We start from the raw sequence: 25,978 nt of genomic DNA, 5'->3' as shown, positions 1-25,978 counted from the left end.
TCGACATTCAGCGGCGCCAGCACCTCGCCGCACAGCTTCGCGGATTCTTCGAGCACGGCTTGCGCCGTCTCAAGTCCGGCTTCCTCGAAACCAGGCAGCGTGGCAATCTCGTCGATGCCGCTCAGTTCCTCGAGCACGAAGAGCATGTCTTTGACGGGGGCGATGTAACTCATGGTCGATCTTCCAATCAGGCGTTCAATGGATCACTGCCACTGCGCCCGACGGAAACCCGGGACCAGGCGGTGACGATACCTGCCAATCGTAACGGCATATCTCGCGAAACAAGTGTCCAAACCGGCCCACGTACTGACAAATCTGGCCACGTCAGTCGGGGGGGGGGCACCCCACCCGGAGGTTTACCCCCCAGCGACGGGCCTTCGATACGTGCCGGGCGTGCTCCCCGTCCAGTGCCGAAACGCGCGATGGAAGGCGCTCGGATCGTCGAATCCGATATCGCCGGCGATCACGGCGATGGGATCCTGCGTGTCGATCAGCCGCTGGATCGCGATGTCGCGGCGCAGTTCGTCCTTGAGCAACTGGTAGGTGGTCTCCTCCGACGACAGCCGCCGGCATAGCGTGCGCACCGAACAATGCAGGCTTTTCGCGGCGTGATCGATGACGGGGAGGTCCGGCAATTCGCCGGCCAGATACTGACGCACGCGATGACTGAAGCGCTGTTCGCTGAACGATTCGAAAATCCACTCGCCTGGAGAACGCGCGAGAAATTTGCGCAGATTCCGCTTGCTCTGGCGGATCGGCATGTCGAGAAAGGCCGCGCTGAAACGCATCAGCGTCGCGTTGCAGCCGAAACGCACAGGGCCGGAGAAAAAATAGCGATGATCGAATGCATGCGGCGGCTGCGGGCACGCCAAATCGACCTGCAAAAGCGGGATTTTCTGACCAATCAGCCACGACGAGACGCCGTGCGCAAGCTTGAGCATCAACTCCTGCCCGAGCGGGCCGATGCTGCCAAATGCGGGATTCGGCCGCAATTCGACCTGCGCCATCAGGTCGTCGCGGCGCGATTCGAGGCGAAAATCGTCGAGCACGATATGGAAGAACTGACCAAAGCGATGCAAGGCCGTTTCGAGATTCGGCGCGTCGAGCAGACTGAGGCACAGAAACTTCAGCGTGCCGCTGCGAAACGGACGGCTGAAGACGCCGGGCATTTCGTCGTCGAGTTCGATCGCGAGCGTGCGGTATAGCGTGGAAAACTGTTCTTCCGTCACGCGCGCGCCCGGCGCCGTGCGCAGTTCGGACATGATGCCCGCCTGTTTCAGGTAGCGCTGCGTGACATCGGGTTGCGCCCCGGCCGCGGCCAGGAAGCCATTGACGAGCGAGATGGGAACGGTTGCGCTAGGCGCTTGCATGGATGACGTTGGAGCGGTGACAGAAGGTGCCAACCGGTATACCACGCTGCGGCGGATTTCAGGCGGGATTCGCGACTTCCAGCCAGGGACGCATCGCTTCAAGCCCGCGTTCGAAGCATCTCGCCCGAACGACGCTCACCGCGTAGCTATCCTAAGATTTGATAGCGCAATCTGGGCGCGATTTGATTGCCGTGACATCGTCGATGCCGGTCGCGAACCCCTTTACGCGATCCGTTCGCCCGCCCGATCCTGTAGTTGTCGAGCCAATTGCAGGACGCTTGCCGCATCGTCGTTCAGCGCGCGCGCCTTCCCTGAATTCTCCGGGAACAGATGCTCGACCGCCGATAGCCGCGTGGCTTCCGCTTTAAGAAAACATGAGAGCTGAGAAAGCCGCAGTGCGATCTCTTCAGCGAAGACTGGCTGTGTCTCAGTAGTTGCAAGCTGGTGTTCGATGGCCGACATGGTCGCACTTTGTTTCGAAAAATTACGGCGAGTCGAAACGTAACACAACCTTCGTGACAAAGCGTCTGGGGTATCCACGTAGCATTGTGGCAAAAGCGATACATCTGAGAATTGGCTCACGCGCGACGAACGCATGGAATCGCCAGGAGTCAGGCGGCAAACGTTTTCGTCAAGCAACCGAACGAAGTAGCCAACTAAACAGACACGAAACGCGCAAAAGGCGTTTCGAAAAGTTCGAAGAAAGAGAAGAGAGGAATGCGCCGAAGATGCATCGGCATTTGGTGGGCCGGGTGGGAGTCGAACCCTCGGTGTCCTTTCGGAGGCGGATTATGAGTCCGCTGCCTGCAACCAGCACGGCGTCCGGCCCACTTGCTTCGCGACGGAAGCAGGAGAAACAGCAAAGAGAACCAATAAAAAGACCCGGTCTGAAGGCCGGGCCTGTCTGTCGATTGGCCGACATACTACACGAAAAACAGGGCTTCCGGGATCGCTTCGCTGAACAAACGATCGGGAAGCCCTGATGTGTCGCTACACGCCTGCGAACAAGCTCGATCAGTTTCCTTCGAGGAAGGACTTCAGCTTGTCCGAACGGCTCGGGTGACGCAGCTTGCGCAGCGCCTTCGCCTCGATCTGGCGAATCCGCTCACGCGTCACATCGAACTGCTTGCCCACTTCTTCGAGCGTGTGGTCCGTGCTCATTTCGATACCGAAACGCATGCGCAGCACCTTCGCTTCGCGCGGCGTCAGCGAATCGAGCACGTCCTTCACGACATCGCGCATGCTGGCGTGCAGCGCGGCATCCGACGGTGCGACCGTGTTGTTGTCCTCGATGAAATCGCCGAGATGCGAATCGTCGTCGTCACCGATGGGCGTTTCCATCGAGATCGGCTCTTTCGCGATCTTCATGATCTTGCGGATCTTGTCTTCCGGCATTTCCATCTTCTCGGCCAGCGTCGCCGGATCCGGCTCAAGACCGGTTTCCTGCAGAATCTGACGCGAGATGCGGTTCATCTTGTTGATCGTTTCGATCATGTGAACCGGGATACGGATCGTACGCGCCTGGTCCGCGATCGAACGCGTGATGGCCTGACGGATCCACCACGTCGCGTAAGTCGAGAACTTGTAGCCGCGGCGATATTCGAACTTGTCCACCGCCTTCATCAAACCGATGTTGCCTTCCTGGATCAGATCCAGGAACTGCAAACCACGGTTCGTGTACTTCTTCGCAATCGAGATCACGAGACGCAGGTTCGCCTCGGTCATTTCACGCTTGGCCTGACGCGCCTTCAGTTCGCCCGCCGCCATCTGACGGTTGGTTTCCTTCAGGTCCTTCAGCGGCAGCACCACACGCGCCTGCAGATCGAGCAGACGCTGCTGCTGTTCGCGAATAGCCGGCACGTTACGCGACAGGATCGCGCTGTACTGATGGTTCTCGCCGACGATCTTGTCGGCCCATTCGAGATCCGTCTCATTGCCCGGGAAACGCGCGATGAACTCGGAACGCGGCATGCCGCACTTGTCGACCACCGTATGCAGGATCTGACGCTCGACCTGACGCACTTCGTCCACTTGCGCGCGCAGCGTGTCGCACAGACGCTCCACCGTACGCGCGGTGAAGCGGATCATCATCAGTTCTTCCTGAATCGTTTCCTGCGCCTTCAGGTAGGCCTTCGACTTGTAGCCTTCCTTTTCGAACGCGCGGCGCATCTTGTCGAACCATTCGCTGATCATCGCGAATTTTTCGAGCGACATGCGCTTCAGTTCTTCGAGCTGGGCGGCGTTGGCCGTCGCTTGCGCGGCGCCATCGTCGTCTTCCTCTTCTTCCTCGTCGCCCTCTTCCGCTTCTTCTTCCTCGTTCTCGATCGCCTCGGCTTCCTGTTCGGAGAAGCCGTCGGTGTCTTCGGCGTTCGCGTCGATCAGGCCGTCCACGAGTTCGTCGATGCGGATCTCTTCGTTCGCGACGCGCTCGGCCATCGCGAGGATGTCCGCGATCGTGGTCGGGCAGGCGGAGATGGCCATCACCATGTGCTTCAGGCCGTCTTCGATCCGCTTCGCGATTTCGATTTCGCCTTCGCGCGTGAGCAGTTCGACCGTGCCCATTTCGCGCATGTACATACGCACCGGGTCGGTCGTGCGGCCGAATTCGGAATCGACGGTGGAAAGCGCGACTTCCGCTTCCTCTTCGACTTCGTCGTCGGACGAAGCGTTGGGCGCGTTGTCGTTCAGCAGCAGCGTTTCGGCATCGGGCGCCTGCTCGTAGACGGCGACACCCATGTCGTTGAACGTGCTGATGATGCCTTCGATCGCCTCGGTTTCCGTGAAGTTGTCCGGGAGGTGGTCGTTGATTTCGCCGTAGGTCAGGAAGCCACGCTCCTTGCCGAGCTTGATCAGCGCGCGCAGTTTCGAGCGCCGCTCTTCAAGCTCCTCGACGGTGCCAGGCTGCGAAGACGAAAACGCGTCCTTGAGCAGCGCTTTTTCCTTCGCGCGGCGGTCGCGTGCCTTGACCTTTTCGACCTTGCCCTGAGCGGGGGCTGCAGCTTCTTCGCTCTGGGGAGCGTCGTCATCGACGGATACTTCGTTCAGCTTTTTCGTCATGGAGTTCGCCATACCGGCTGTAGTCTCGACTGCCGGCTGCTGGACAACAGCCGGTTGAACCGTGGATACCAAAGACTCGCGGGGAGCCGCATCGTCCTGCGCGACATCCGCTTCCCTTTCGCTTCTGACTCCCTGCCGCTTCGCGACCGATGGCACCGACTTCGATGTCACCGATGCCGCTCGCGCGGCCGAAGAGGTCGAGGCTTTTTTCCGGGCTACTGGCGAACTGGCGGGTTCGGCAGACGTTTTCCGGGCGGAAGAAGTTGAACTGGCTGGGCTGACCTTGCTGGTCGTTTTCGGCTCGTCCGAGCCGTTGCCTGTCGCCTTTTTTCCGCCTGTAGTCTTTACCATTGCAATCGCCTTTTATCGCCTTTGCCTGGAGAAAAACAAAACCGCTGAAATCTTTTAATTATAGCATCCGGGTTTTCAGCGCTTCCCTTTCACTGCCCGCGCTGACGCTTCAGGTCAGCGCACGTTCTGCTCAGTTCCTGATACTCCTGAAGCTCCTCCGGGGTGTGCCTGGATTGCCGCGACAATTGATCGAGCCGTTCGCTATATGCGTCATAGCGCATCTTCAGAATGGCGGCTTTCAACTCTTCCCCGGCAAGGCGTTCGTGTTCGCGGCGCTCTTCGACGACCGTCGCGTCTTCGGGGTTCTTCAACAGCAGATCCCGAACGTTTTCATCATAGTCCAGAATTTCCCGGAAGATTTCCTCGAAGGTGGGGGCGTTAGCCCCGTTTCGCAACAGGTCCGACAGCAACTGAAATTCGGCCGTGTCGCCCAGCCCGCGGGCATGCGTGGTCACTTCCTCGAACAGTTCGCCGTGCCGCGTGACGACCAGCAACGCCTTCTCTTCTTCTTCGTCGAGCACCGAGACGATGCGCGGGTGCATGACCAGATTGCGCAGCGCCCGCTGTTCGAGACCCGTCACGCTGCGCCGGTCTTTGCGGGCAGGCGCGCTGCGTGCTACCGCCGCGATCCGCGCATCGACTTCGCATAGCGCGGCCACTTCCTCGAACGGCACGTCGAGCCGGTCCGCGAACATGTGCATGATCTGCGCGCGCAATGCGTTGGCGGGCAGCATCTGCAGCAGCGGCTTGGCGTCGAACAACGCCCGCGCGCGGCCTTCCGGCTGGTCGAGCTCCTTGCCCGTCAGCACTTCGTTGAGCAGGAACTGCGACAGCGGCATTGCGCGCCGCACCTGCTCCGCAAACGCTTCCGTGCCGAATTCGCGCACGTAGCTGTCGGGATCGTGCTCGGACGGCAAAAACAGGAAACGGATCGTGCGGTTGTCGGCGGCATGCGGCAGGCAGGCGTCGAGCGCCCGGCGCGCGGCTCGGCGCCCCGCCGAATCGCCGTCGAAGCTGAATACCACCGTATCCGTCTGGCGCATCAGTTTCTGCACATGAATCGGCGTGCAGGCGGTGCCGAGCGTCGCCACCGCGTTCTCGAAGCCCAGCTGGGCGAGCGCGACGACGTCCATATACCCTTCGACCACCAGCACGTACTTCTGCTCGCGGATCGCCAGCCGAGCCTCGAACAGGCCGTACAGCTCGCTGCCTTTGTTAAATAAAGGCGTTTCCGGCGAATTCAAATACTTGGGTTCGCCACCGTCCAGCACGCGTCCGCCAAAACCGATCACTTGCCCTTTCACATTACGGATCGGGAACATCACGCGCTCGCGGAAGCGGTCATAGCGGCGGTTCTGACCCTGCGCATCGGCTTTCTCGCTGACGATCACGAGGCCAGCCTCGACCAGTGAATCATCCCGATAGTTGGGGAACGCGGTTTCGAGGTTCTGCCAGCCATCGGGCGCGTAGCCCAGGCCGAAGCGCTTGGCGATCTCGCCCGTGAGGCCGCGCTTTTTCAGGTACTGGATCGCGTTCGGCGCGCCGCGCAGCTGCGCCTTGTAGAAATCACTGGCCGTCGACATGAGGTCGGACAGGGCCGTGGTGACGGCTTTCGAGACAGCCGGCGCGTAGCCTTCGCCGCCCGCGCCAGAACCCGCACCGCCCGCGCCGCCGCGCGTCGGCGACGGCTCCTGCGGCACGGTCAGACCGACGGATTGCGCCAGATCGTTGACGGCTTCCGGAAAGGAAAGCCCCGCGTGCTCCATTAGAAAGCCGATGGCCGTACCGTGCGCGCCGCAGCCAAAACAATGATAGAACTGCTTAGTCGGACTAACGGTGAACGAAGGACTCTTCTCGTTGTGGAACGGACAGAGTCCCATGAAGTTCGCGCCGCCCTTTTTCAGTTGCACATACTTGCCCACCACGTCGACGATGTCGACGCGGTTCAGCAGGTCCTGCAGAAAGGAATGCGGAATCACAGTGCAGACGCGGCCTTAAAAAGAATGAGGCAAGGGTGCGTGGCGCACCCTGCCATGCGCGCGGCTCCGCAAAACGGGCGCGCACACGGCGTACGGGATCTGGCAGCCTACTTCGACAGCGCCGCCTTGACCTGCGCGGACACGGCCGTCATGTCGGCCTTGCCGGCGAGCTGCGGCTTGAGCACGCCCATCACCTTGCCCATGTCCTGCGGGCCAGCCGCGCCGACCTGCGCGACGGCCGCCTGCACCGCCGCAGCGATTTCCGCGTCCGACAGCTGCTCGGGCATGTACGCGCTCAGCACGTCCAGCTCGGCCTGTTCCTTGTCGACGAGATCGGTGCGGCCAGCCGTTTCGAACTGGGCGATCGAGTCCTTGCGCTGCTTGATCATCTTGTCGATGACGGCTGTCACGGCAGCGTCATCGAGTTCCACGCGATCGTCGACTTCACGCTGCTTGATCGCGGCGAGCAACAGACGGATCGTGCCGAGACGCTCGGTTTCGCGCGCGCGCATGGCTGCTTTCATGTCGTCGTTGATACGGGCTTTGAGACTCATCGTTCACCTGAAATGCGTGGAGGTTTAAAAACGGGTGAAGACGCGGCGCAGAGCGCAAAAACCCGCTTGGGATCGTTCCTCAAGCGGGTTAGTGCCAAATACGCGATGAATCCGTGCACCTGGATGCGGCCTGGCGGAGCTTTGACCGGAACAGCGATTCGCGCACTTCACGCCCTGCTGGCCGGTTACCGCAAGCGCCGGCATGCTCCCGCGCCGTCACCTTATGTGAGCCGCTGCTTTCGCAAGACAGACCGGGCGATAGCGACGACTTCACGTTGAATCAGTAAAACTTCTTGGGCAATTGCTGGCTGCGCAGACGCTTGAAATGGCGCTTCACTGCCGCTGCCTTCTTCCGTTTGCGTTCCGATGTCGGCTTCTCGTAAAACTCGCGCGCACGAAGTTCGGTCAACAACCCGTTCTTCTCTATCGTGCGCTTGAAGCGGCGCATCGCGACTTCAAAAGGCTCGTTTTCTTTTACGCGGATAGTCGTCATCTTTCAATAACGGAGCTTGGCGAAGAACGGAAAGTATAACAGTTGTTTCCCGCAATGGCGTTAGGGTGTCAAGCCCTTATCGGACGGGCTTCCGCGCCTGTATGGAATGCGTTGTTCGTCGGTTTCTGAACCGCCCTTAATCTGCTTGCCGCCCTTTGACCGCGCTATGGATTCACCGTGAATTCCGCTGCCGCCTGCCCGGCCGCGACACCCGACGCCCAAGCCCATTGAAAGTTATAGCCGCCGAGCCAACCGGTCACGTCGACGGCCTCGCCGACGAAATACAGGCCCGGCACGCGCGCGCTCATCATCGTCGCCGAAGACAGTTCGCGCGTATCGACGCCGCCGCGCGTCACTTCGGCTTTCTTGTAGCCTTCCGTGCCGTTCGGCGGCAGCGGCCAGCGCGACAGCGCCTCGCCGACCCGGCGCAGCGCCTTGTCGGGTAGATCGGCGAGACGCGCGTCGGCGGGTACGCCATGCGTCTGCAGCCAGACATGCGCGAGGCGCGCAGGCACCCATTCGGCCAGCAGATTGCCGATCTGGCGCTTCGTGGTGGTTTTCGCCTCGATCAACGCGTCGACGGCGTCCTGTTCCGGAAGCAGATTGATGTGCACGGGCTCGCCCGGCTGCCAGAAGCTCGAAATCTGCAGCACGCCCGGACCGGACAGGCCGCGATGCGTCAGCAGCAGGTCTTCCACGAACTCGCCGCCCGTTTTCTTCGCGCCCGTCGCCAGATGCACTTCCAGCGACACGCCCGACAACTCCGAAAACGGCTGCCAGTCGGCGGCGGCGAAGGTAAGCGGCACGAGGGCCGGGCGCGTGTCGATCAGCTTGTGGCCGAACTGCTTGGCGCCGCGATAGCCGAAATCCGTCGCGCCGATTTTCGGTATCGACAGGCCGCCCGTGGCGATCACCAGCGCGCGGGCGCGGATCGGGCCGGCGTGCGTGTCGAGGGTGAAACCGTCGGAATCGGCGTGATGCACCTGTTCGACGGCAAGCGGCCGGCGCCACGCGACGTTGCCCGCGTCGCATTCGCTCTTGAGCACATCGATGACGGCGTCGCTCGACTGATCGCAGAAAAGTTGCCCTTTGTGCTTCTCGTGCCACGTCACCCGGTACTGCTTGAGCAGCGCCATGAAGTCGCGTGGCGTATAGCGAGCGAGCGCCGAGCGGCAAAAATGCGGGTTCGCCGACAGATAATTGTTCGGCCCGGCGTAGAGATTCGTGAAGTTGCAGCGGCCGCCGCCCGAAATGCGGATTTTTTCGGCGAGACGCGCGGCGTGGTCGATCAGCACGACGCGCCGGCCGAGTTGCCCCGCCACCGATGCGCACATCATGCCCGCCGCGCCCGCGCCGATTACGGCGATATCGAAGGATTCCATGGGGCAGCATTGTAACCGGCGCGCCTGCTGCGGCCGGGTACGTCCGGCGGCGCGATGCCTGCGCTGCTATACTTTCAGGTTCCTTTTTTGATGATTCGGGCGGCAGGACAGGCGCCCGATCGGCGGTCGAATCATGCTCGTTCTCGGCATAGAAAGCTCCTGCGACGAAACCGGTCTCGCGCTCTACGACACGGAGCGCGGCCTGCTCGCGCACGCACTGCATTCGCAGATCGCGATGCATCGCGAATATGGCGGCGTGGTGCCGGAACTGGCGTCGCGCGATCACATCCGGCGTGCGCTGCCGCTGCTCGAAGAAGTACTGGAGCGCTCGGGCGCGTCGCGCGGCGACATCGATGCGATCGCATTTACTCAAGGGCCGGGACTTGCGGGCGCGCTGCTAGTGGGCGCGAGCATCGCGAATTCGCTGGCGATGGCGTGGAACAAGCCGACCATCGGCATTCATCATCTGGAAGGGCATTTGCTGTCGCCGCTGCTCGTCGACGCGCCGCCGCCGTTCCCGTTCGTCGCACTGCTGGTGTCGGGTGGACATACGCAACTGATGCGTGTCACCGATGTCGGCGTGTACGAGACGCTTGGCGAAACGCTGGACGACGCCGCCGGCGAGGCATTCGACAAGACGGCGAAGCTGCTGGGCCTGGGCTATCCGGGTGGGCCTGAGGTGTCGCGTCTTGCTGAGTTTGGCACGCCGGGCGCCGTGGTGTTACCGCGTCCGATGCTGCATTCGGGCGATCTCGATTTCAGTTTCAGCGGGCTGAAAACGGCTGTTTTGACGCACATGAAGAAGCTGGGCAGCAACGTTTGTGAGCAAGCCAAGGCTGATCTGGCGCGTGGTTTTGTCGACGCTGCCGTCGAGGTGCTTTCCGCCAAGTCGCTGGCGGCGCTGAAGAAGACGAAGCTCAAGCGGCTCGTTGTTGCAGGCGGGGTTGGCGCTAACCGGCAGTTACGGGAGGCTCTTTCTGCCGCCGCGCAGAAGCGCGGGTTCCACGTGCATTATCCCGACCTTGCGTTGTGTACGGATAACGGCGCCATGATTGCGCTTGCCGGAGCGCTGAGGTTGCAGCGCTGGCCCGCGCAGGCTGCGTCCGACTACGCTTTTACGGTCAAGCCGCGGTGGGATTTGGCGTCGCTCGCGCGATAAGCGTTGTGCTGCGTGGATAAGTGCTGACATCGGTGGTTTGCCTTCTGCTTCACGAAGGCAAACCACCCAAAAGCGCCGCAAACAACGACGCCCTTACTTCTCGATCACCGCGTAAGCCGAGTGATTGTGAATCGACTCGAAGTTTTCGGCTTCGAGCACATACCCAACAATTCTCGAGTCCGCATTCAGACGCTGCGCGACATCGCGCACGAGATCCTCGACAAACTTCGGATTCTCATAAGCGCGTTCGGTGACGAACTTCTCATCGGGCCGCTTGAGCAGACCCCAAAGTTCGCACGACGCCTCTTCTTCAGCGATACGAATCAGCTCTTCGACCGCCACGTCGCCGGTCAACTCGGCGTTGATCGTCACATGCGAGCGCTGGTTATGCGCGCCGTACTGCGAAATCTTCTTCGAGCAGGGGCACAGGCTCGTCACCGGCACCAGCACCTTCAGGAAGAATCGCGTCACGCCGTTGCGCGAATCCGCCGTCAACGTCACTTCGTAGTCCAGCAGACTTTGCACGCCCGACACGGGCGCCGTCTTGTTCACGAAATACGGAAACGACACTTCGATACGGCCAGCCTGCGCCTCGCGCTTCTCGAGCATCGATGCCAGCATCGCGCGAAACACCGTCGAATCGAGCGGCGCCTTGTTCTCTTCGAGCAGCGCGACGAAACGCGACATATGCGTGCCCTTCACTTCGGCAGGCAGATGAACGTCGAGATTCCACGTGCCGACCGTCGGCTGAACGCCGTCCGGCGTGCGCACCGTCAACGGATGACGCACCGCCTTTACGCCGACCCGCTGAATCGGAATCTGGCGGGTGTCGACCGTGCTCTGCACGTCGGGCATCACAAAGGCGGGGTTCATCTGGTTCATGTTCTTGTCCTCAACTGGCAGCGCGAATCGACGCGCAAAATGACAACCGCCGGCTTGCGCCGGCGGAGCCCGGCGGGTACGCAACCCGCCGATTCATATTGGAGTGGATGCAACGAGCCGTTTTCTGCTTCGAACGGCCCGCTATGTTACGCGACGCGTTTGACCGACTTGCCGCTCGCGTGCTCCACAAATCGCTCGCGGATGGATTTCGCGATGCCCGCAGCGTCGAGACCACACGACGCCAGCAGCTTCGCCGGGTCGCCGTGATCGATGAAGCGATCGGGAAGGCCCAATTGTAGTACGGGTCGGATAACCCCACTCTCCATCATGGCTTCCACGCACGCCGAACCGGCGCCGCCCATCACGCAGCCTTCTTCGACCGTGACGATGGCATCGTGCGTCTCAGCCAGCTGGCGCACGAGTTCGGCGTCGATCGGCTTCACGAAGCGCATGTTGGCCACCGTTGCGTCCAGTTGCTCCGCCGCTGCGAGCGCCGGCGCGACCATCGTGCCAAAGGCGAGAATCGCAATGCGCTTGCCAGCCGGTTGCGTCGACTCGCGGCGCACTTCGCCCTTGCCGAGCGGCAGCGCAGCCATCTGCTTGACCGTCGCCACGCCCGTGCCCGCGCCACGCGGATAACGCACGGCCGTCGGATTCGGCTGTTGCAGCGCCGTGTACAGCATCTGGCGGCATTCGTTTTCATCCGACGCAGCCATCACCGTCATGTTCGGGATGCAGCGCAGAAACGCCAGATCGTACGCGCCAGCGTGCGTCGCGCCGTCCGCGCCGACGAGACCGGCGCGATCGATTGCGAACACAACGGGCAGGTTCTGCAGCGCGACGTCGTGAATCAGCTGGTCATAACCGCGTTGCAGGAACGTCGAGTAGATCGCGACGACTGGCTTCAGGCCTTCCGTTGCCAGACCGCCCGCAAACGTCACCGCGTGCTGCTCGGCGATGCCGACGTCGTAGTAACGATCCGGAAAACGCTTCTCGAACTCGACCATGCCCGAGCCTTCACGCATTGCCGGCGTGATGCCGACCACGCGCGAATCCAGTTCGGCCGCGTCGCACAGCCATTCGCCGAACACTTGCGTGTAGGTCTTCTTGGCGGGCGTCGTCGACGGCTTGATGCCTTCGGCCGGGTTGAACTTGCCGGGACCGTGGTACAGCACGGGGTCGGCTTCGGCCAGCTTGTAGCCCTGACCTTTCTTCGTCACCACGTGCAGGAATTGCGGACCACGCAGTTCCTTGATGTTCTGCAGCGTCGGGATCAGCGAATCGAGGTCGTGGCCGTCGATCGGTCCGATGTAGTTGAAGCCGAACTCTTCGAACAGCGTGGCCGGCACGATCATGCCCTTCGCGTGTTCTTCGAGCTTGCGCGCGAGGTCGAGCACAGGCGGCGCATGGCGCAGCACGCGTTCTACGCCCGCACGCGCCGCTGCGTAGAAGCGGCCCGACATCAGGCGCGCGAGATGGCGATTCAGCGCGCCCACGGGCGGCGAAATCGACATGTCGTTGTCGTTGAGGATGACCAGCAGCGGCACGTCGTCTTCGACGCCGGCGTTGTTCATCGCCTCGAAGGCCATGCCCGCCGTCATCGCGCCGTCGCCGATCACGGCGATGGCGAAGCGGTCGTCGCCCTGCAGCTTCGCGCCGATCGCCATGCCGAGCGCCGCCGAAATCGACGTGCTCGAGTGCGCCGTGCCGAACGTGTCGTACGGCGATTCATCGCGTTTCGGGAAGCCCGAGATGCCGCCGAGTTGACGCAGCGAAGGCATCTGGTCGCGGCGGCCCGTCAGGATCTTGTGCGGGTAGGTCTGATGACCCACGTCCCAGACGATGCGGTCGCGCGGCGTGTCGAACACATAGTGCAGCGCGATCGTCAGTTCGACCGTGCCGAGGTTGGACGACAGGTGGCCGCCCGTCTGCGACACGCTGTCGAGCACGTAGGCACGCAACTCGTCGGCAAGCGGGTGCAACTGGCGGCGATCAAGGCGGCGCAGGTCCGCGGGGTCGTCAATGGTTTTCAGCAAGTCGTACATCGTCGTTCCATTGTAGGAAAACTTACGCGCCCGCACTTCATTCGCGCACACCCGAAGAGTCTTGTGCGGGCGGCGGGCTTTCGCGTTACATCTACTTCAGCTGACCCGGTTCACCACGAGGTCAGCCAACTCGGCGAGCCGCTGTGCGCGGGCGCCAAAAGGTGCAAGTGCTGCATGCGCGTCGCTGCGCAGTTGCGCAGCCAGCGCGCGCGAAGCGTCGAGCCCGATAATCGACACGTAGGTCGGCTTGCCGTCCTTCGCGTCTTTGCCGGCCGTCTTGCCGAGCGTCGCGGAATCGGTCGTGACATCAAGAATGTCGTCGACGACCTGAAACGCGAGACCCACGGCAGCCGAATACGCGTCCAGCGCCTGCAGCGCGCTGGCGTCGGGCGTGTCGCCTGTCAGTGCGCCCATGCGGACGGCTGCGCGCAGCAACGCGCCCGTCTTCAGGCGGTGCATCGTTTCGAGTTGCGGGCGCGTCAGCGTATGGCCGACGCTCGCGAGATCGATTGCCTGACCGCCGGCCATGCCGATCGAGCCGCTCGCCAGCGCCAGTTCGCGCACCAGCGCGGCCTGCTTCGCGGGCTCGAGCACGTCCGATGTCAACGCAACGAAAGCCTGCGATTGCAGCGCGTCGCCGACCAGCAGTGCCGTCGCTTCGTCATATTGGACGTGTACCGTGGGCTTGCCGCGGCGCAGATCGTCGTCGTCCATGCAGGGCATGTCATCGTGCACGAGCGAATAGACGTGGATCATCTCCAGCGCCGCCGAGGCCGCGTCGAGGCACTCGGCCTTCGCGCCCGTCAGTTCGCCTGCCGCGTGGCACAGCAGCGGGCGCACCCGCTTGCCGCCGCCCAGCACAGCGTAGCGCATTGCTTCATGCAGCCGCGCGGGTTCAATCGATTCCGCTGGCAAATACTGTTCGAGTGCGCCCTCTACCCGGTCCAGCACCGAGCGCATCCATTGTTCGAAGGTCATAGATCGTCTCCGCTGTCGGCAGCGGTTGTACCTGCTGTGTTCACGGGAAGCGGCTTGAGCGTCTCGCCATCGAGGACGCGCACCTGCTGCTCCACTTTTTCGAGCTGCTGCTGGCAAAACGCCACGAGTACGGCACCGCGCCGGTAAGCCGCGAGCGACTCTTCCAGATTGAGGCTGCCGCCCTCCATGCGCCCGACGAGCCCTTCCAGCTCCGCCAGCGCCGCCTCGTAGCTCTCGGGCAGCGGTGTAGTGTCGGAACCTTCCGCGCTGGTAGGGGACAAACCAGCCGTGTCTGTGGAAGCCGTCTTCGCCATGAATCGTCGCAAAATTAAAACAAGTCGGACATTCTACGGCAAAAGCAACATTTTCGACCTGTAAGCACACCAGGGGGTGTAGGCGCGACGCTTGCGCAACACTCCAGACGATAGAAATGAATCCAACGTTTGCGCCGCGAAATCGCGAGCATCCACGACATTTTTAACCCAAATCAGGCACTTAGTCGCCCCAAGGAGGGGGAAACAGGTATAATCGCGGGCTCCCTAAATCGAATCTTCGATGGTTGGGTTGTTCACTGCTTTCACGTCTTCATCGGGAGTGGGAATGTCCAATCTGAGCAATGCATTGCAGCTCAAGGCTATTCACAGCCAGCTGCCAGTCACGGCTTACTTTGACCCAGCGCTTCACGAGCGCGAACTCGAAACCCTTTTCAAGAAAGGTCCTCGCTACGTCGGGCACGAACTTATGGTGCCGGAAGCGGGAAACTATTTTGCCTTGCCCAGCGAACGCGAGGGGCGCGTGCTCGTTCGTAACCAGCAGTCGCAAATCGAACTGCTGTCGAACGTGTGCCGTCACCGCCAGGCAATCATGCTCAACGGCCGCGGCCAGACGGAGAACATCGTCTGTCCCCTGCACCGCTGGACCTACGATCTGAACGGCCAGTTGCTCGGCGCACCGCATTTCGCCGACAACCCCTGCCTGAACCTCGGCGCCACGCCGCTGCAAAGCTGGAACGGCCTGCTGTTCGAATCGCAGGGCCGCGACGTCGCGAAAGATCTGGCAAGGCTCGGCACGGCAAAGCATTTCGATTTCTCGGACTACATGTTCGATCACGTCGAGGTGCACGAGTGCAACTACAACTGGAAGACCTTCATCGAGGTCTATCTGGAGGACTATCACGTCGTACCGTTCCATCCGGGCCTCGGCAGCTTCGTCAATTGCGACGATCTGAAGTGGGAGTTCGGCGACTGGTACAGCGTGCAGACGGTCGGCGTGCACAACGAACTCGCGCGTCCGGGCAGTCCGACGTATCGCAAGTGGCACGATGAAGTGCTGCGCTTCCGCGACGGCAAGATGCCGGAATTCGGCGCGATCTGGATGGTGTACTACCCCGGCATCATGGTCGAGTGGTATCCGCACGTGCTGGTCGTGTCGTGGCTGATTCCGCAAGGTCCGCAGAAGACCACGAACGTCGTCGAGTTCTATTACCCTGAAGAAATCGCGCTGTTCGAGCGTGAGTTCGTCGAAGCAGAACGCGCCGCCTATATGGAAACCGCGCGTGAAGACGACGAGATCGCCGAGCGCATGGACGCTGGCCGCCTCGCGCTCATGCAACGTGGCGAATCGCAGGTCGGTCCGTATCAGAGCCCGATGGAAGACGGCATGCAGCACTTCCACGAGTTTCTGCGTCGCGAACTCGGCACGATCTGATCCTCGCGCCGCGCGCGGCATTGACGGCATCAAACCAGGAATGACGGGCTTCGGCCCGTCATTTTTGTTTAGACTAGAGCTATCGTTCGGCGCTGCCGAAGCCAGTCTCTCAGGAGCCGTCATGCCACACACTCACTACACCACGCTGATCTCCGCAGGCAATCTCGCCGAACGTCTCGCTGCCGCGCCAGGCAGCGTGTTCATCGCCGATTGCCGTTTCGATCTCGCCGATGTCGAAGCCGGCGAGAAAGCCTATGCGGCGGGCCATCTGCCGCAAGCACACTATCTGCACCTCGATCGCGACCTGTCCGGCGCGAAGACGGGCAGCAACGGGCGTCATCCGTTGCCGGAGCGTCAGACGCTGGTCGAGCGGCTGGCCGCGCTTGGCCTGAAGCATGGCCAGCAAGTCGTCGCGTATGACGCGCAGGATGGCCGTTACGCCGCGCGTCTCTGGTGGCTGCTGCGCTGGCTCGGCCACGATTCCATCGCGCTGCTGGATGGCGGGCTCGCCGCATGGCAAGCCGCTGGCCATCCGGTGACGCAAGACGCGCCGCCAACGGCAAGCGGCGACTTCAAGGCGGGCGCACCGCTGGCCGTGACAGTCGACGCTCAAGCCGTGCAACGCAACATCGGTACGAAAGAACGCGTGATTCTTGATGCCCGCGCGGCGGATCGCTATCGCGGCGAGAATGAGACGCTCGATCGCGTCGGCGGCCACATTCCCGGCGCCCGCAATCGCTTCTTCATGGATAACCTGACTGCCGACGGCCGCTTCAAGTCCGCGCACACCTTGCGCGATGAGTTCAACGCTGTGCTGCCCGCGGGCGTGTCCGGCGAGCACGTGGTGCTGCAATGCGGCTCTGGCGTCACCGCATGCCACAACGCACTGGCGATGGAGATCGCCGGGCTGCATGGCGCAGCGCTGTATGGCGGCTCGTGGAGCGAATGGAGTTCGGATTCGTCGCGTCCTGTCGCGACAGGACCGAATCCTTAACCTGATGCGTCTGCGGCGCCGTCACGCGAAGGCGCCGCAGACGCCTTAAAAACTCAACCGACGCCGTGCTCCTTGAACCACGCAAGCGCGCGGCGCCAGCCGTCTTCGGCATCGGCCTTCTTATAGCTCGGCCGATAATCCGCGAAGAACGCATGCCCAGCGTCGTCGTACACGACGAACTGAGAGCCGCGTCCCGCCTGCGGCCCTTGCGCGATGGCCTGCTTCATCTTCTCGAGCGAGTCTTGCGGGATGCTCTGATCCTGCAACCCGTATAGCCCGAGCACAGGCACCTGCAGATCGGATACGCGATCGATCGGATTGGCCGGTGTCATCGGCGTCTGGTTGCCGGCCACGCGTCCGTACCACGCCACGGCCGCCTTCACGCGTGGATTGTGCTCTGCATACAGCCACGTAATCCGCCCGCCCCAGCAAAAGCCGTTGATGCCGACCCGGTTCACGTCGCCGCCATGCTCGCCCGCCCATTTGAAGGTCGCATCGAGATCGGCCAGCACTTGCGAATCGGGCACCTTGCTCACGAGTTGCTCGTTGAGCTGCTGCATCGTCGGGTACTTCGTGGGATCGCCTTGTCGCGTGTACAGATCGGGCGCGATGGCGAGATAACCCTGCTTGGCAAAACGGCGGCACACATCGGCGATATGCTCGTGCACACCGAAGATCTCGTGAACCACGATGATCACGGGCAAATGCGTCTTGCCCTTCGGCTGGGCGCGATAGGCAGGCACCAGCGTATCGCCCGATTTGATGCCGACTTCGCCCGCTTCCAGGCCGTCGCTATCCGTGTGGATGGTCTGCGCGGAGACAGGCAGCACGCATGCCGCGAAGCCGCTGCCCAGCGCTGCCTTGATGAAGGTGCGCCGGTCGAAAGGAACGTGTGGAACGAGACTGTCGACTTCTGGCTTCAACATGCTGTGCTCCTCGTTGGAATGGGTAGTCGGCAAGCAGCCAACAGGATACGCGCAAAGCGCATCCTGTTGCATGAGCATCGATACCCGAGTGAGAAGCGTCAGTGCAGCTTGACGCGAGGAAGCGTCGTGCGTCGGAGCCAGTGCGCGAACGTATCGAGCACCATGCGCGCATAGCCGTGCAGCGCGGCGATATGCAGCCGGTACAGCGACATGTACATGAAGCGCGCAAACAGCCCTTCGATCAGCATGTTGCCGCCGATCACCCCGCCCATCAGATTGCCGACCGCGCTGAAGTGCCCGAGCGACACCAGCGAGCCGAAGTCGCGATACGTGAACTCAGGCAACGGCCGCCCTTCGAGCCGGTTGCCGAGTGCGCGCAGCAGAAAGCTCGCCTGCTGATGCGCGGCCTGCGCGCGCGGCGGCACGTTGCGCTCGTTGCCGGGCCACGCGCAGGCAGCGCAATCGCCGAGCGCGAAGACGTTATCGTCGATGGTGGTTTGCAGCGTGGGGCGCACTTCGAGCTGACCAAGCCGGTTCACAGCGAGGCCGTCTAGCTGCCCCAGCACGGGCGGCGCCTTGATGCCTGCCGCCCACACCGTCAGATCGGCGCGGATGCTCTTGCCGCTCGCCGTGCGCACGACGCCCGGCGCGACTTCCGCCACCGTCTCGCCGACCATCAGCTTTACGCCGAGCTTTTGCAGCAGTTCGGCCGTGGCAGTGGAGACGCGCTCCTGAAGCGCGGGCAGGATACGCGGCCCGGCTTCAATCAGTACGATGCCGACGTCATGCCGCGGATCGAGCTTGTGAAGACCATACGCGGACAACACCTGCGCCGTGTTGCGCAGTTCCGCCGATAGTTCGACACCCGTCGCGCCGCCACCGACGATCGCCACCTGAATGCGCGGCTCGCCGGAATTCGCTTCGACAGGCTCATGCACCTGATGCTCGGCGCGCATGCACGCGGCAATCAGACGTTTGCGGAAACGCTCGGCCTGATGCACGGTATCGAGGGCAATCGAATATTCCTGCGCGCCCTGCACGCCGAAGAAATGCGTCGTACTGCCGATCGCGATGACCAGCGTGTCGTACTCCAGAACACGCTCAGGCAGCAGTTCGGCGCCGTCGTCGTCGAGCACGCGGCCCAGCGTGATGGACTTTGCCGTGCGGTTGAGAGCGACCAGTTCGCCCTGCTGAAATTCGAAGCCATGCCAGCGCGCCTGCGCGGCATATTCCAGTTCCTGCGTGAACGGGTCCATGCTGCCCGCGGCCACTTCATGCAGGAGCGGCTTCCAGATATGAGTCGGATTACGATCGACCAGCGTGACCTGGCCGCGTGGCTCGCCGCCGCTCTTCCTGCGCGCATAGCGGTCGCCGAGCCGTGTTGCCAGCTCCAGGCCGCCCGCGCCTCCACCTACGACGACAAAACGATGCATCAGAACTCTCCGTATTGACCGATAAAGTTGTGCGTCGATGCGGCGCATGTCGTATGAATGCGCCGCTTTAAATCGCGTTCTGTCGATTGTCGGTGAGCAACGGGATACGCCACAAGTCCTTAAAAACCGAACCGTGACATGCGAGCGACGTTATCCCATTGACCCGAGGAGGCAACAATGCTGTGCCAGTGTGGCATGAACCTCACTGGCCTGTCAGCGTGACCGCCCGTGGCGCCTGCGCAGCGCTCAGTGCGCTTCCTCCCAGTTCGTGCCCGCGCCCACTTCGGCGACGAGCGGCACCTTCAGTTGCGCAACGCCGCACATCAATTCCGGCAGGCGCTTACGTACATCGGAGAGTTCGTCGTCGGGAACTTCGAGAATCAGTTCATCGTGCACCTGCATGATCATGCGCGTACGGATACCCGACGTCTCGATCCAGTCCTGCACCGCGATCATCGACATCTTGATCAGATCGGCGGCCGTGCCCTGCATCGGCGCGTTGATGGCGGCACGCTCGGCTGCCTGACGGCGCGGACCGTTGCCGCCGTTGATCTCGGGCAGCCACAGACGGCGGCCGAACACGGTTTCGACGTAGCCCTTCATCTTCGCGCTCGTACGCGTGTTCTCCATGTAGGCGGCAACGCCCGGATAACGCGCGAAATAACGGTCGATATAGAGCTTGGCTGCATCGCGCGTGATGCCGAGGTTCGATGCAAGACCGAACGAACTCATGCCGTAGATCAGGCCGAAGTTGATAACCTTCGCAATGCGCCGCTGATCGTTCGACACTTCGAGCGGCGTCACGCTGAACACTTCGGATGCCGTGGCGCGGTGAATGTCTTCGCCCTGCTTGAACGCGCGCAGCAATGCTTCATCGCCGGAGATATGCGCCATGATGCGCAGTTCGATCTGCGAATAATCCGCCGACACCAGCTTGTGGCCCGGCGGCGCGATGAACGCCTCACGAATGCGGCGGCCTTCGCCCGTACGCACGGGAATGTTCTGCAGATTCGGATCGTTCGATGCAAGCCGCCCCGTCACCGCGACAGCTTGCGCATAGTTCGTATGCACGCGGCCGGTAGTGGCGTTGACCATGCGCGGCAGCTTGTCGGTGTAGGTCGACTTGAGCTTCGACAACCCGCGATGTTCGAGAATCGTCTTCGGCAGCGGATAGTCTTCGGCGAGCTTTTGCAGCACCTCTTCGTCAGTGGAAGGTGCGCCGCTCGGCGTCTTCTTGATGACGGGCAGTTCGAGCTTCTCGAAGAAGATCTGCCCGATCTGCTTCGGCGAACCCAGATTGAATTCGCCGCCTGCCAGTTCGTAGGCTTCCTTTTCGAGTTCGACCAGGCGCGTCGCAATCTCGTTGCTCTGCACGCGCAGCTTTTCCGTATCGATCAGCACGCCGTTGCGTTCGATCTTGCGCAGCACGCGCGACGTCGGCAATTCGATGGTGCGATACACGTGATCGAGCGGCACTTCGGCAGCAACCTGCGGATACAGCGCCTGATGCAGACGCAACGTGATGTCCGCGTCTTCGGCAGCGTATTCGGATGCCTGTTCGAGCGCCACTTCGTCGAAACCGATCTGCGATGCACCCTTGCCCGCGACGTCTTCGTACTTGATCGTCTTCAGGCCGAGATGACGCAGCGCGAGGCTGTCCATATCGTGCGTGCGATGCGATTCGAGCACGTACGACTGCAACAGCGTGTCGTGCTCGATGCCGTCCATCGTGATGCCGTAGTTCGCGAGCACCTGTTCGTCGTACTTCAGATGCTGGCCGACCTTCTTTTTATCCTTGCTTTCGAGCCACGGCTTGAGCTTCGCGAGTACTTCGTCGCGCGGCAGTTGCACGGGCGCGTCCGGCCCGCGATGCGCGACGGGAATATACGCAGCCTTGCCCGCTTCGACGGAAATAGAAATGCCGACGATCTGCGCCGTCATCGGATCGAGCGAGGTGGTTTCCGTATCGAACGACGTGATGGCGGCAGCGTTGATCTTGTCGAACCCCGCGTCGAACTGTTCCCACGTCTGCACCGTGTCGTATTCGCGCTCGCCTTCGATGGTCGGCGCGGGCGGCACATCCGTTTCCGGGCCTTCCACTGCATCGGCGACTTCCACTTCACGCAGCCACGTCTTGAAGCCGCTGCGCGTGAACACGTCGCGCAGTTCTTCGCGCGATTCGGGACGTGTCGGCAACGTCTCTTCGAACGAGAGAACGTGTCCGGGCAGATCGCAATCGGTTTCGACGGTGACGAGCTTGCGCGCCATCGGCAGGAAATCGAGCGCGCGGCGCAGATTGTCTCCTACCGCACCTTTGATTTCATCGGCGTGTGCGACGATGCCATCAAGTGTTTCAAACTGCGTGAGCCATTTGATCGCGGTTTTCGGTCCGCACTTTTCGACGCCGGGCACGTTGTCGACGGTATCGCCGATCAGCGACAGATAATCGACGATGCGCTCGGGCGGCACGCCGAACTTGCCGACCACGCCTTCGCGATCGAGCTTCTCGTTCGTCATCGTATTGATGAGGGTGACATGATCCGTCACGAGCTGCGCCAGATCCTTGTCCCCAGTGGATACGATCACGTTCATGCCGCGCGCTTCGGCGCGCTTGGACAGCGTGCCGATCACGTCGTCGGCTTCGACGCCTTCGATCATCAGCAGCGGCCAGCCGAGCGCGCGCACGGCCACGTGGATCGGTTCGATCTGCTGCGAGAGATCGGTCGGCATCGACGGACGGTTGGCCTTGTACTCCGGATACCAGTCGTCGCGAAACGTCTTGCCTTTGGCATCGAACACGCACGCGCTATACTCTGCCGTAACCTCCTTGCGCATACGGCGCAGCATGTTGATGATCCCGTACAGTGCACCTGTGGGTGCGCCATCGGGACCGCGCAAATCAGGCATCGCATGGTAGGCCCGGTACAGATAACTCGAACCGTCAACCAATAGCAGGGTCTTACCTTCCAGGTTCTGTTCTTCAGGCATTATGACTAAGAGAAAAGTGATTCCGAGTCTGCGATCGCTCGCAGATCAAGAGCGCGCTACAGCCAAGAAGGCCCGCGCATCGTGGCAGATGTTCACGATTATGGCAGAGTTTATCGAGGCGACCGAGTACCTGTCGGAGATCCGCCCGGCCGTGAGCATCTATGGTTCGGCGCGTCTGAAGCCGGCCTCGCCGTACTACAAACTCGCCACGCAGATCGCGCGCAAACTGTCCGATGCGGGCTTTGCCGTCATCTCCGGCGGCGGCCCCGGCATCATGGAAGCGGCCAACAAGGGCGCACATGCGGGCAAGGCGCCTTCCGTCGGCCTGAACATCGAGTTGCCGCACGAGCAGTCGGGCAACCAGTGGCAGGACATCTCGCTGCGCTTCCGCCACTTCTTCACGCGCAAGGTTACGTTCGTGAAGAACTCGGACGCCGTGATCGTCATGCCGGGCGGCTTCGGCACGCTCGACGAACTGGCCGAAGTGCTCACGCTGATCCAGACCAAGAAGTCGCGTCATGTGCCGATCATTCTGGTCGGCGCGGAGTTCTGGAAAGGCCTGCTCGGCTGGTTCGAATCGCAGCTGGTACCGATGGGCCTCATCAATCCCGGCGACATGAACCTGATGCAGGTCATCGACGATCCCGACCAGGTGCTCGAAGCGGTGCTGGCGTTCTATGAAGAGCGCGAAGAACCCGAACAGCATCCGAAGTCGGATGAAGACCGGATGTTCTATCTGTGATCGTCTAGCGCGATTGCATTGCGGACCTGGCCGAAGAGGCTGCGTCCGTGATGCGCGCTACGGCCGCGGCTGTACTACCGAGCGCGTGCTTTGCCACGCGCTTTTTCTTGCGCGGTCGCTTCCTGCGTTTCCTTCGCCTGTGCTTCGAGCCAGCGGCAGAACTGCTCGACCAGCGGCGCATTCGCGACTTCGCGCCGCGCGACCCACCAGTAACCACGCGCGGCGATGCGCGGCCCTTCCAGCGGCATCACGAGCCGCCCCGACACCAGTTCGTCTTCGAGCAGCGGCATCGGGCCGAGCGCAACGCCCAGTCCATCGACGGCCGCCTGCAATGCCATATAGACGTGGTCGAACGACTGCTTCTTGCGGCACTTCGCCTTGATGCCCGCCGTCTGTAGCCAGTGATGCCACGCGTCCGGCCGCGTATCCGAATACAGCAGCACATGGCGCGCGAGGTCATCGGCGGTATCGATAGGCAGGCGTTGCAGCAGCGCGGGACTGCACACGGGAATCTCGCTTTCCTCCAGGAACTGCCCGCTCGCGCAATTGGGCCAATGCGCGGGGCCGCGCCGCACGGCGACGTCGAAAGTGTCGAGCGTCTCGACAGGCGCATTCGATGTCGCGAGCCTGAGTTCGACGTTCGGCGCCATGCGCTGGAATTGCGACAGACGCGGCAACAGCCACTTCATCGCGAAGGTGGGCAGCGCGTTCACGCGCAGCACATGCACGACGCCGGTATCGCGCAACTGATCGGTCGCGGCGGCAATGCTGTCGAACGCGGCCTGTATCTTGTCGAGATAGCGCCGGCCATCTTCCGTCAGCCGCACGCGCTTGCCGTTGCGATGAAACACCTGCACGCCGACCCACGCCTCGAACGCCGCCACCTGACGGCTGATTGCACCGTGCGTCACATGGAGTTCGTCGGCGGCGGCCGTGAAGCTGTTATGCCGGGCGGCGGCTTCGAAGGCGCGCAGCGCCGGAAAAGGAGGAAGCTTGCGGTTCATCCTTGTGATTCTAGATCACAAGAGAATGACCGAGAAATCGTTTTGCGCGGGCGGCAAACAGCGCTAATCTTCACCGCTTGTACTGGATGGTGAACAACGATGGATCAGCACCTCGACGCGCCGGAGCACGTGCCCGCTCCGACCACGCGCGAAATCTTCATGGGCTTTCTGGGCCTGGGCCTGACCTCGTTCGGCGGTGCGCTGCCGCTCGCGCGGCGCACCATCGTGGACCGGCACCGCTGGCTGACGGCCGCGGAATTCACCGATCTGCTTGGTCTGTGCCAGTTCCTGCCGGGCGGCAACGTGATCAATCTGTCGGTAGCGCTCGGCATGAAGTTTCGGGGTTTGCGCGGCGCGCTGGCGGGTATTCTCGGGCTGATCGCCGGGCCGTCGCTGGTCGTGATCGCGCTCGGCGTGCTCTACGAGCACACGCAGAACGATCCGCATATCAAGCATCTGTTCGCCGGGCTGGCGGCAGCGGCGGCCGGTTTGCTGGTTGCGATGGCGGTGAAGATTTTGATGCCGTTACGCCACGATCCACGTGCCGCTGTGATCACCGTGCTCGGCTTCATCGCAATAGCCGTGCTGCGCTTCCCGCTGCTGCCGACCATGCTCGTGCTGACGCCGCTCAGTATCTTCATCGCGTCGCGCGTCGCGAAGGCCGAAGCGGCGGCCCTGGCGCAACAACAAAAAGAGGCGTCGAAATGATGGAAACGCTGATCGCGCTTGCTGTGATCTTCAGCCAGCTATCGCTGCTGGCGTTTGGCGGCGGCAATACCATCCTGCCGGAAATGCAGCGGCAAGTGGTCGAAGTGCATCACTGGATGCCCGCCAGCGAGTTCAGTGCGCTGTTCGCGCTCGCGCAGGCCGCGCCTGGACCGAACATGATGATCGTGACGCTGGTGGGCTGGCATGTGGCCGGTTGGGCGGGGATGCTGGTGACGTCGCTGGCGAAGTTCGGGCCGTCGTCTATCGTGACGATACTCGCGATGCATGCGTGGAACCGCTTCAAGGATCGTCCCTGGCGGCGCGTCGCGCAGAAGGGTCTCGTGCCCGTGACTGCGGGGCTCGTCGCGGCGAGCGCGGTGTTGATTGCGCAGTCGTCGGATACGTCCTGGCTCGCATGGGTGATCACGGGTGCGTGCGCCGTGCTCGCGTTTAAGACGCGGATTCATCCGTTGTGGTTGCTGGGAGGCGGTGCAGTTTTGGGGATGGTGGGGTTGGCGTATGTGTAGGGTGGTCGGCCTGGTATGTCGTTGGCATCCGCGGTTTGTTATCGGTTCTTCATGCGTTGCCCCTGTGCGGGGCGGCACCTACTTTTCTTTGCCGCCGCAAAGAAAAGTAGGCAAAAGAAAGCGGGCTAACACCGCCAATGCTAGTTATTGCCTGCGGGCCCCCACCGGGTCCTATCCCTCACACGGCATCTCCCTTCTTCATGCTCGTTGCTCACGCTTCGAATAAGCGCCTACCCCACTCCAATCACCCGTAGCGCCCCGAACGGCAGCGACTCGCATATGCAGCCCAGGTGGCAAACGGTGTGTAGGGCGTAGTCCTTCGCACGCGAGCGATCCTACAAGACACACCGCCCATGCTTTTCAGTCCGGAGTGGAGCGTATAAGGCGCGACGGCCAACACACCGTTTGCCACCTGGGCGGCCTGGGCCGAACTGGTAAGGCTTGCTGAGACGCGGGAGTGTGAAGCGGGTGATGCGCCCTTAAAGAGCGCTGGCAGCGGGCATCGAGAGAATCGATGCCGCGAACAGGACGGGGCCGTTGGGGGCCCGCAGGCAAAAACTAGCATTGGCGGTGTTCAGCGGCTTTCTTTTGCCTACTTTTCTTTGCCGCTGCAAAGAAAAGTAGGTGCCGCCCCGCACAGGGGCAACGCTAGTAGACCACTAACAAAAAGCGGATGCCACCAACAACCAAAGCGTCGCA

At 62.1% G+C, this 25,978-nt stretch carries 23 protein-coding genes and 1 tRNA gene; 7 read left to right on the top strand and 17 right to left on the bottom strand.

What is annotated here, in order from left to right:
* The 5 genes from DK391_RS25245 to rpoD form a co-directional block, all read right to left on the bottom strand.
* The coding region (locus tag DK391_RS25245) for an acyl-CoA dehydrogenase N-terminal domain-containing protein (RefSeq protein WP_162600909.1) at positions 1–173 on the bottom strand (173 nt) is incomplete at its 3' end.
* Positions 174–356: 183 nt separating this feature from the next.
* Positions 357–1,370, bottom strand: a complete 1,014-nt coding sequence (locus tag DK391_RS25240; RefSeq protein ID WP_109480729.1) for an AraC family transcriptional regulator — start codon at positions 1,368–1,370, stop codon at positions 357–359.
* A 222-nt stretch (positions 1,371–1,592) separates the two neighbouring features.
* Entirely contained in the window at positions 1,593–1,832 is a 240-nt protein-coding gene (locus DK391_RS25235) for a hypothetical protein (protein ID WP_109480728.1), read from the bottom strand.
* Positions 1,833–2,111: 279 nt separating this feature from the next.
* A tRNA-Ile gene (locus tag DK391_RS25230) sits at positions 2,112–2,199 on the bottom strand.
* 185 nt (positions 2,200–2,384) lie between these two features.
* A complete protein-coding gene (gene rpoD / locus DK391_RS25225) occupies positions 2,385–4,427 on the bottom strand; it encodes an RNA polymerase sigma factor RpoD (RefSeq protein ID WP_239482943.1) in 2,043 nt (680 codons plus the stop codon).
* Between the two features lie 61 nt (positions 4,428–4,488).
* Here rpoD and DK391_RS45355 point away from each other — a divergent pair, with 61 nt between their 5' ends.
* Positions 4,489–4,836, top strand: coding sequence for a hypothetical protein (locus tag DK391_RS45355; protein ID WP_239482942.1), 348 nt, complete (start codon positions 4,489–4,491; stop codon positions 4,834–4,836).
* 31 nt (positions 4,837–4,867) lie between these two features.
* Here DK391_RS45355 and dnaG read toward each other — a convergent pair whose 3' ends face one another.
* From dnaG to DK391_RS25205, 4 genes are all read right to left on the bottom strand, one after another.
* A complete protein-coding gene (gene dnaG / locus DK391_RS25220; protein ID WP_109480726.1) occupies positions 4,868–6,757 on the bottom strand; it encodes a DNA primase in 1,890 nt (629 codons plus the stop codon).
* 107 nt (positions 6,758–6,864) lie between these two features.
* Positions 6,865–7,311, bottom strand: coding sequence for a GatB/YqeY domain-containing protein (locus DK391_RS25215; protein WP_109480725.1), 447 nt, complete (start codon positions 7,309–7,311; stop codon positions 6,865–6,867).
* Between the two features lie 280 nt (positions 7,312–7,591).
* Positions 7,592–7,804 (bottom strand): 30S ribosomal protein S21, encoded by a 213-nt coding sequence (gene rpsU, locus DK391_RS25210; protein ID WP_012403240.1) that lies wholly within the window; start codon positions 7,802–7,804, stop codon positions 7,592–7,594.
* A 164-nt stretch (positions 7,805–7,968) separates the two neighbouring features.
* Positions 7,969–9,186 carry an NAD(P)/FAD-dependent oxidoreductase gene (locus DK391_RS25205; RefSeq protein WP_109480724.1) on the bottom strand — a complete coding sequence of 406 codons (1,218 nt, stop codon included), beginning with the start codon at positions 9,184–9,186 and terminating at the stop codon, positions 7,969–7,971.
* Between the two features lie 133 nt (positions 9,187–9,319).
* On the opposite strand from DK391_RS25205, the gene tsaD reads away from it, so the two are divergent.
* Positions 9,320–10,345, top strand: a complete 1,026-nt coding sequence (gene tsaD / locus DK391_RS25200; protein ID WP_109480723.1) for a tRNA (adenosine(37)-N6)-threonylcarbamoyltransferase complex transferase subunit TsaD — start codon at positions 9,320–9,322, stop codon at positions 10,343–10,345.
* Positions 10,346–10,438: 93 nt separating this feature from the next.
* Here the strand turns inward: tsaD and folE2 are convergent, their stop codons facing one another.
* From folE2 to DK391_RS25180, 4 genes are all read right to left on the bottom strand, one after another.
* Positions 10,439–11,227: a GTP cyclohydrolase FolE2 gene (gene folE2 / locus DK391_RS25195; RefSeq protein ID WP_109480722.1), complete on the bottom strand. Its 789-nt coding sequence runs from the start codon at positions 11,225–11,227 to the stop codon at positions 10,439–10,441.
* 146 nt (positions 11,228–11,373) lie between these two features.
* Positions 11,374–13,272 (bottom strand): 1-deoxy-D-xylulose-5-phosphate synthase, encoded by a 1,899-nt coding sequence (dxs, locus tag DK391_RS25190; protein WP_109480721.1) that lies wholly within the window; start codon positions 13,270–13,272, stop codon positions 11,374–11,376.
* Between the two features lie 96 nt (positions 13,273–13,368).
* Positions 13,369–14,250 (bottom strand): polyprenyl synthetase family protein, encoded by an 882-nt coding sequence (locus DK391_RS25185; protein WP_109480720.1) that lies wholly within the window; start codon positions 14,248–14,250, stop codon positions 13,369–13,371.
* The gene (locus DK391_RS25180) at positions 14,247–14,564 is read right to left on the bottom strand and encodes an exodeoxyribonuclease VII small subunit (protein ID WP_162600908.1); all 318 of its coding nucleotides are present in this window, start codon (positions 14,562–14,564) and stop codon (positions 14,247–14,249) included. The genes DK391_RS25185 and DK391_RS25180 overlap by 4 nt, the downstream gene beginning before the upstream one ends.
* A 286-nt stretch (positions 14,565–14,850) precedes the next feature.
* Here DK391_RS25180 and DK391_RS25175 point away from each other — a divergent pair, with 286 nt between their 5' ends.
* On the top strand, positions 14,851–15,957 hold the full coding sequence (locus DK391_RS25175) for an aromatic ring-hydroxylating dioxygenase subunit alpha (RefSeq protein WP_109480719.1): 1,107 nt from the start codon (positions 14,851–14,853) through the stop codon (positions 15,955–15,957).
* Positions 15,958–16,078: 121 nt separating this feature from the next.
* A complete protein-coding gene (locus tag DK391_RS25170) occupies positions 16,079–16,951 on the top strand; it encodes a sulfurtransferase (RefSeq protein ID WP_109480718.1) in 873 nt (290 codons plus the stop codon).
* A 53-nt stretch (positions 16,952–17,004) separates the two neighbouring features.
* On the opposite strand, the gene DK391_RS25165 is transcribed toward DK391_RS25170, so the two are convergent.
* The 3 genes from DK391_RS25165 to polA all read right to left on the bottom strand — a co-directional run bounded on the left by DK391_RS25165 (position 17,005) and on the right by polA (position 22,298).
* Positions 17,005–17,877: a dienelactone hydrolase family protein gene (locus DK391_RS25165; protein WP_109480717.1), complete on the bottom strand. Its 873-nt coding sequence runs from the start codon at positions 17,875–17,877 to the stop codon at positions 17,005–17,007.
* A gap of 98 nt (positions 17,878–17,975) precedes the next feature.
* Positions 17,976–19,310 carry an NAD(P)/FAD-dependent oxidoreductase gene (locus tag DK391_RS25160; RefSeq protein ID WP_109480716.1) on the bottom strand — a complete coding sequence of 445 codons (1,335 nt, stop codon included), beginning with the start codon at positions 19,308–19,310 and terminating at the stop codon, positions 17,976–17,978.
* Positions 19,311–19,556: 246 nt separating this feature from the next.
* Positions 19,557–22,298: a DNA polymerase I gene (gene polA / locus DK391_RS25155; RefSeq protein WP_109480715.1), complete on the bottom strand. Its 2,742-nt coding sequence runs from the start codon at positions 22,296–22,298 to the stop codon at positions 19,557–19,559.
* Position 22,299: 1 nt separating this feature from the next.
* Here polA and DK391_RS25150 point away from each other — a divergent pair, with 1 nt between their 5' ends.
* A complete protein-coding gene (locus DK391_RS25150; RefSeq protein ID WP_109480714.1) occupies positions 22,300–23,040 on the top strand; it encodes a TIGR00730 family Rossman fold protein in 741 nt (246 codons plus the stop codon).
* 74 nt (positions 23,041–23,114) lie between these two features.
* Here the strand turns inward: DK391_RS25150 and DK391_RS25145 are convergent, their stop codons facing one another.
* Positions 23,115–24,044 carry a transcriptional regulator GcvA gene (locus DK391_RS25145; RefSeq protein WP_109480713.1) on the bottom strand — a complete coding sequence of 310 codons (930 nt, stop codon included), beginning with the start codon at positions 24,042–24,044 and terminating at the stop codon, positions 23,115–23,117.
* Between the two features lie 99 nt (positions 24,045–24,143).
* Between DK391_RS25145 and DK391_RS25140 the strand changes: the two genes are divergently transcribed.
* Both DK391_RS25140 and DK391_RS25135 read left to right on the top strand, forming a co-directional pair.
* A complete protein-coding gene (locus DK391_RS25140; protein ID WP_109480712.1) occupies positions 24,144–24,752 on the top strand; it encodes a chromate transporter in 609 nt (202 codons plus the stop codon).
* Positions 24,749–25,279 (top strand): chromate transporter, encoded by a 531-nt coding sequence (locus DK391_RS25135; protein WP_109480711.1) that lies wholly within the window; start codon positions 24,749–24,751, stop codon positions 25,277–25,279. Before DK391_RS25140 ends, DK391_RS25135 begins: the two co-directional genes overlap by 4 nt.
* The last annotated feature ends 699 nt before the right edge of the window (positions 25,280–25,978 follow it).

It is taken from the genome of Paraburkholderia sp. C35, assembly GCF_003121405.1.
In the GTDB taxonomy this organism is placed as follows: Bacteria; Pseudomonadota; Gammaproteobacteria; order Burkholderiales; family Burkholderiaceae; genus Paraburkholderia.
This window is presented reverse-complemented; position numbering and strand designations above follow the sequence as displayed.

What these genes read in the sequence shown, in the direction of transcription:
- DK391_RS25140 (WP_109480712.1), top strand. Translation starts at nt 24,144, where the DNA reads ATGGATCAGCACCTCGACGCGCCGGAGCACGTGCCCGCTCCGACCACG.
- DK391_RS25145 (WP_109480713.1), bottom strand. Translation starts at nt 24,044, where the DNA reads ATGAACCGCAAGCTTCCTCCTTTTCCGGCGCTGCGCGCCTTCGAAGCC.
- DK391_RS25185 (WP_109480720.1), bottom strand. Translation starts at nt 14,250, where the DNA reads ATGACCTTCGAACAATGGATGCGCTCGGTGCTGGACCGGGTAGAGGGC.
- dxs (WP_109480721.1), bottom strand. Translation starts at nt 13,272, where the DNA reads ATGTACGACTTGCTGAAAACCATTGACGACCCCGCGGACCTGCGCCGC.
- rpoD (WP_239482943.1), bottom strand. Translation starts at nt 4,427, where the DNA reads ATGACGAAAAAGCTGAACGAAGTATCCGTCGATGACGACGCTCCCCAG.
- DK391_RS25135 (WP_109480711.1), top strand. Translation starts at nt 24,749, where the DNA reads ATGATGGAAACGCTGATCGCGCTTGCTGTGATCTTCAGCCAGCTATCG.
- tsaD (WP_109480723.1), top strand. Translation starts at nt 9,320, where the DNA reads ATGCTCGTTCTCGGCATAGAAAGCTCCTGCGACGAAACCGGTCTCGCG.
- DK391_RS25235 (WP_109480728.1), bottom strand. Translation starts at nt 1,832, where the DNA reads ATGTCGGCCATCGAACACCAGCTTGCAACTACTGAGACACAGCCAGTC.
- DK391_RS25160 (WP_109480716.1), bottom strand. Translation starts at nt 19,310, where the DNA reads ATGCATCGTTTTGTCGTCGTAGGTGGAGGCGCGGGCGGCCTGGAGCTG.
- DK391_RS25165 (WP_109480717.1), bottom strand. Translation starts at nt 17,877, where the DNA reads ATGTTGAAGCCAGAAGTCGACAGTCTCGTTCCACACGTTCCTTTCGAC.
- polA (WP_109480715.1), bottom strand. Translation starts at nt 22,298, where the DNA reads ATGCCTGAAGAACAGAACCTGGAAGGTAAGACCCTGCTATTGGTTGAC.
- rpsU (WP_012403240.1), bottom strand. Translation starts at nt 7,804, where the DNA reads ATGACGACTATCCGCGTAAAAGAAAACGAGCCTTTTGAAGTCGCGATG.
- DK391_RS25175 (WP_109480719.1), top strand. Translation starts at nt 14,851, where the DNA reads ATGTCCAATCTGAGCAATGCATTGCAGCTCAAGGCTATTCACAGCCAG.
- folE2 (WP_109480722.1), bottom strand. Translation starts at nt 11,227, where the DNA reads ATGAACCAGATGAACCCCGCCTTTGTGATGCCCGACGTGCAGAGCACG.
- DK391_RS25240 (WP_109480729.1), bottom strand. Translation starts at nt 1,370, where the DNA reads ATGCAAGCGCCTAGCGCAACCGTTCCCATCTCGCTCGTCAATGGCTTC.
- DK391_RS25205 (WP_109480724.1), bottom strand. Translation starts at nt 9,186, where the DNA reads ATGGAATCCTTCGATATCGCCGTAATCGGCGCGGGCGCGGCGGGCATG.
- DK391_RS25215 (WP_109480725.1), bottom strand. Translation starts at nt 7,311, where the DNA reads ATGAGTCTCAAAGCCCGTATCAACGACGACATGAAAGCAGCCATGCGC.
- DK391_RS25150 (WP_109480714.1), top strand. Translation starts at nt 22,300, where the DNA reads ATGACTAAGAGAAAAGTGATTCCGAGTCTGCGATCGCTCGCAGATCAA.
- DK391_RS25170 (WP_109480718.1), top strand. Translation starts at nt 16,079, where the DNA reads ATGCCACACACTCACTACACCACGCTGATCTCCGCAGGCAATCTCGCC.
- DK391_RS25180 (WP_162600908.1), bottom strand. Translation starts at nt 14,564, where the DNA reads ATGGCGAAGACGGCTTCCACAGACACGGCTGGTTTGTCCCCTACCAGC.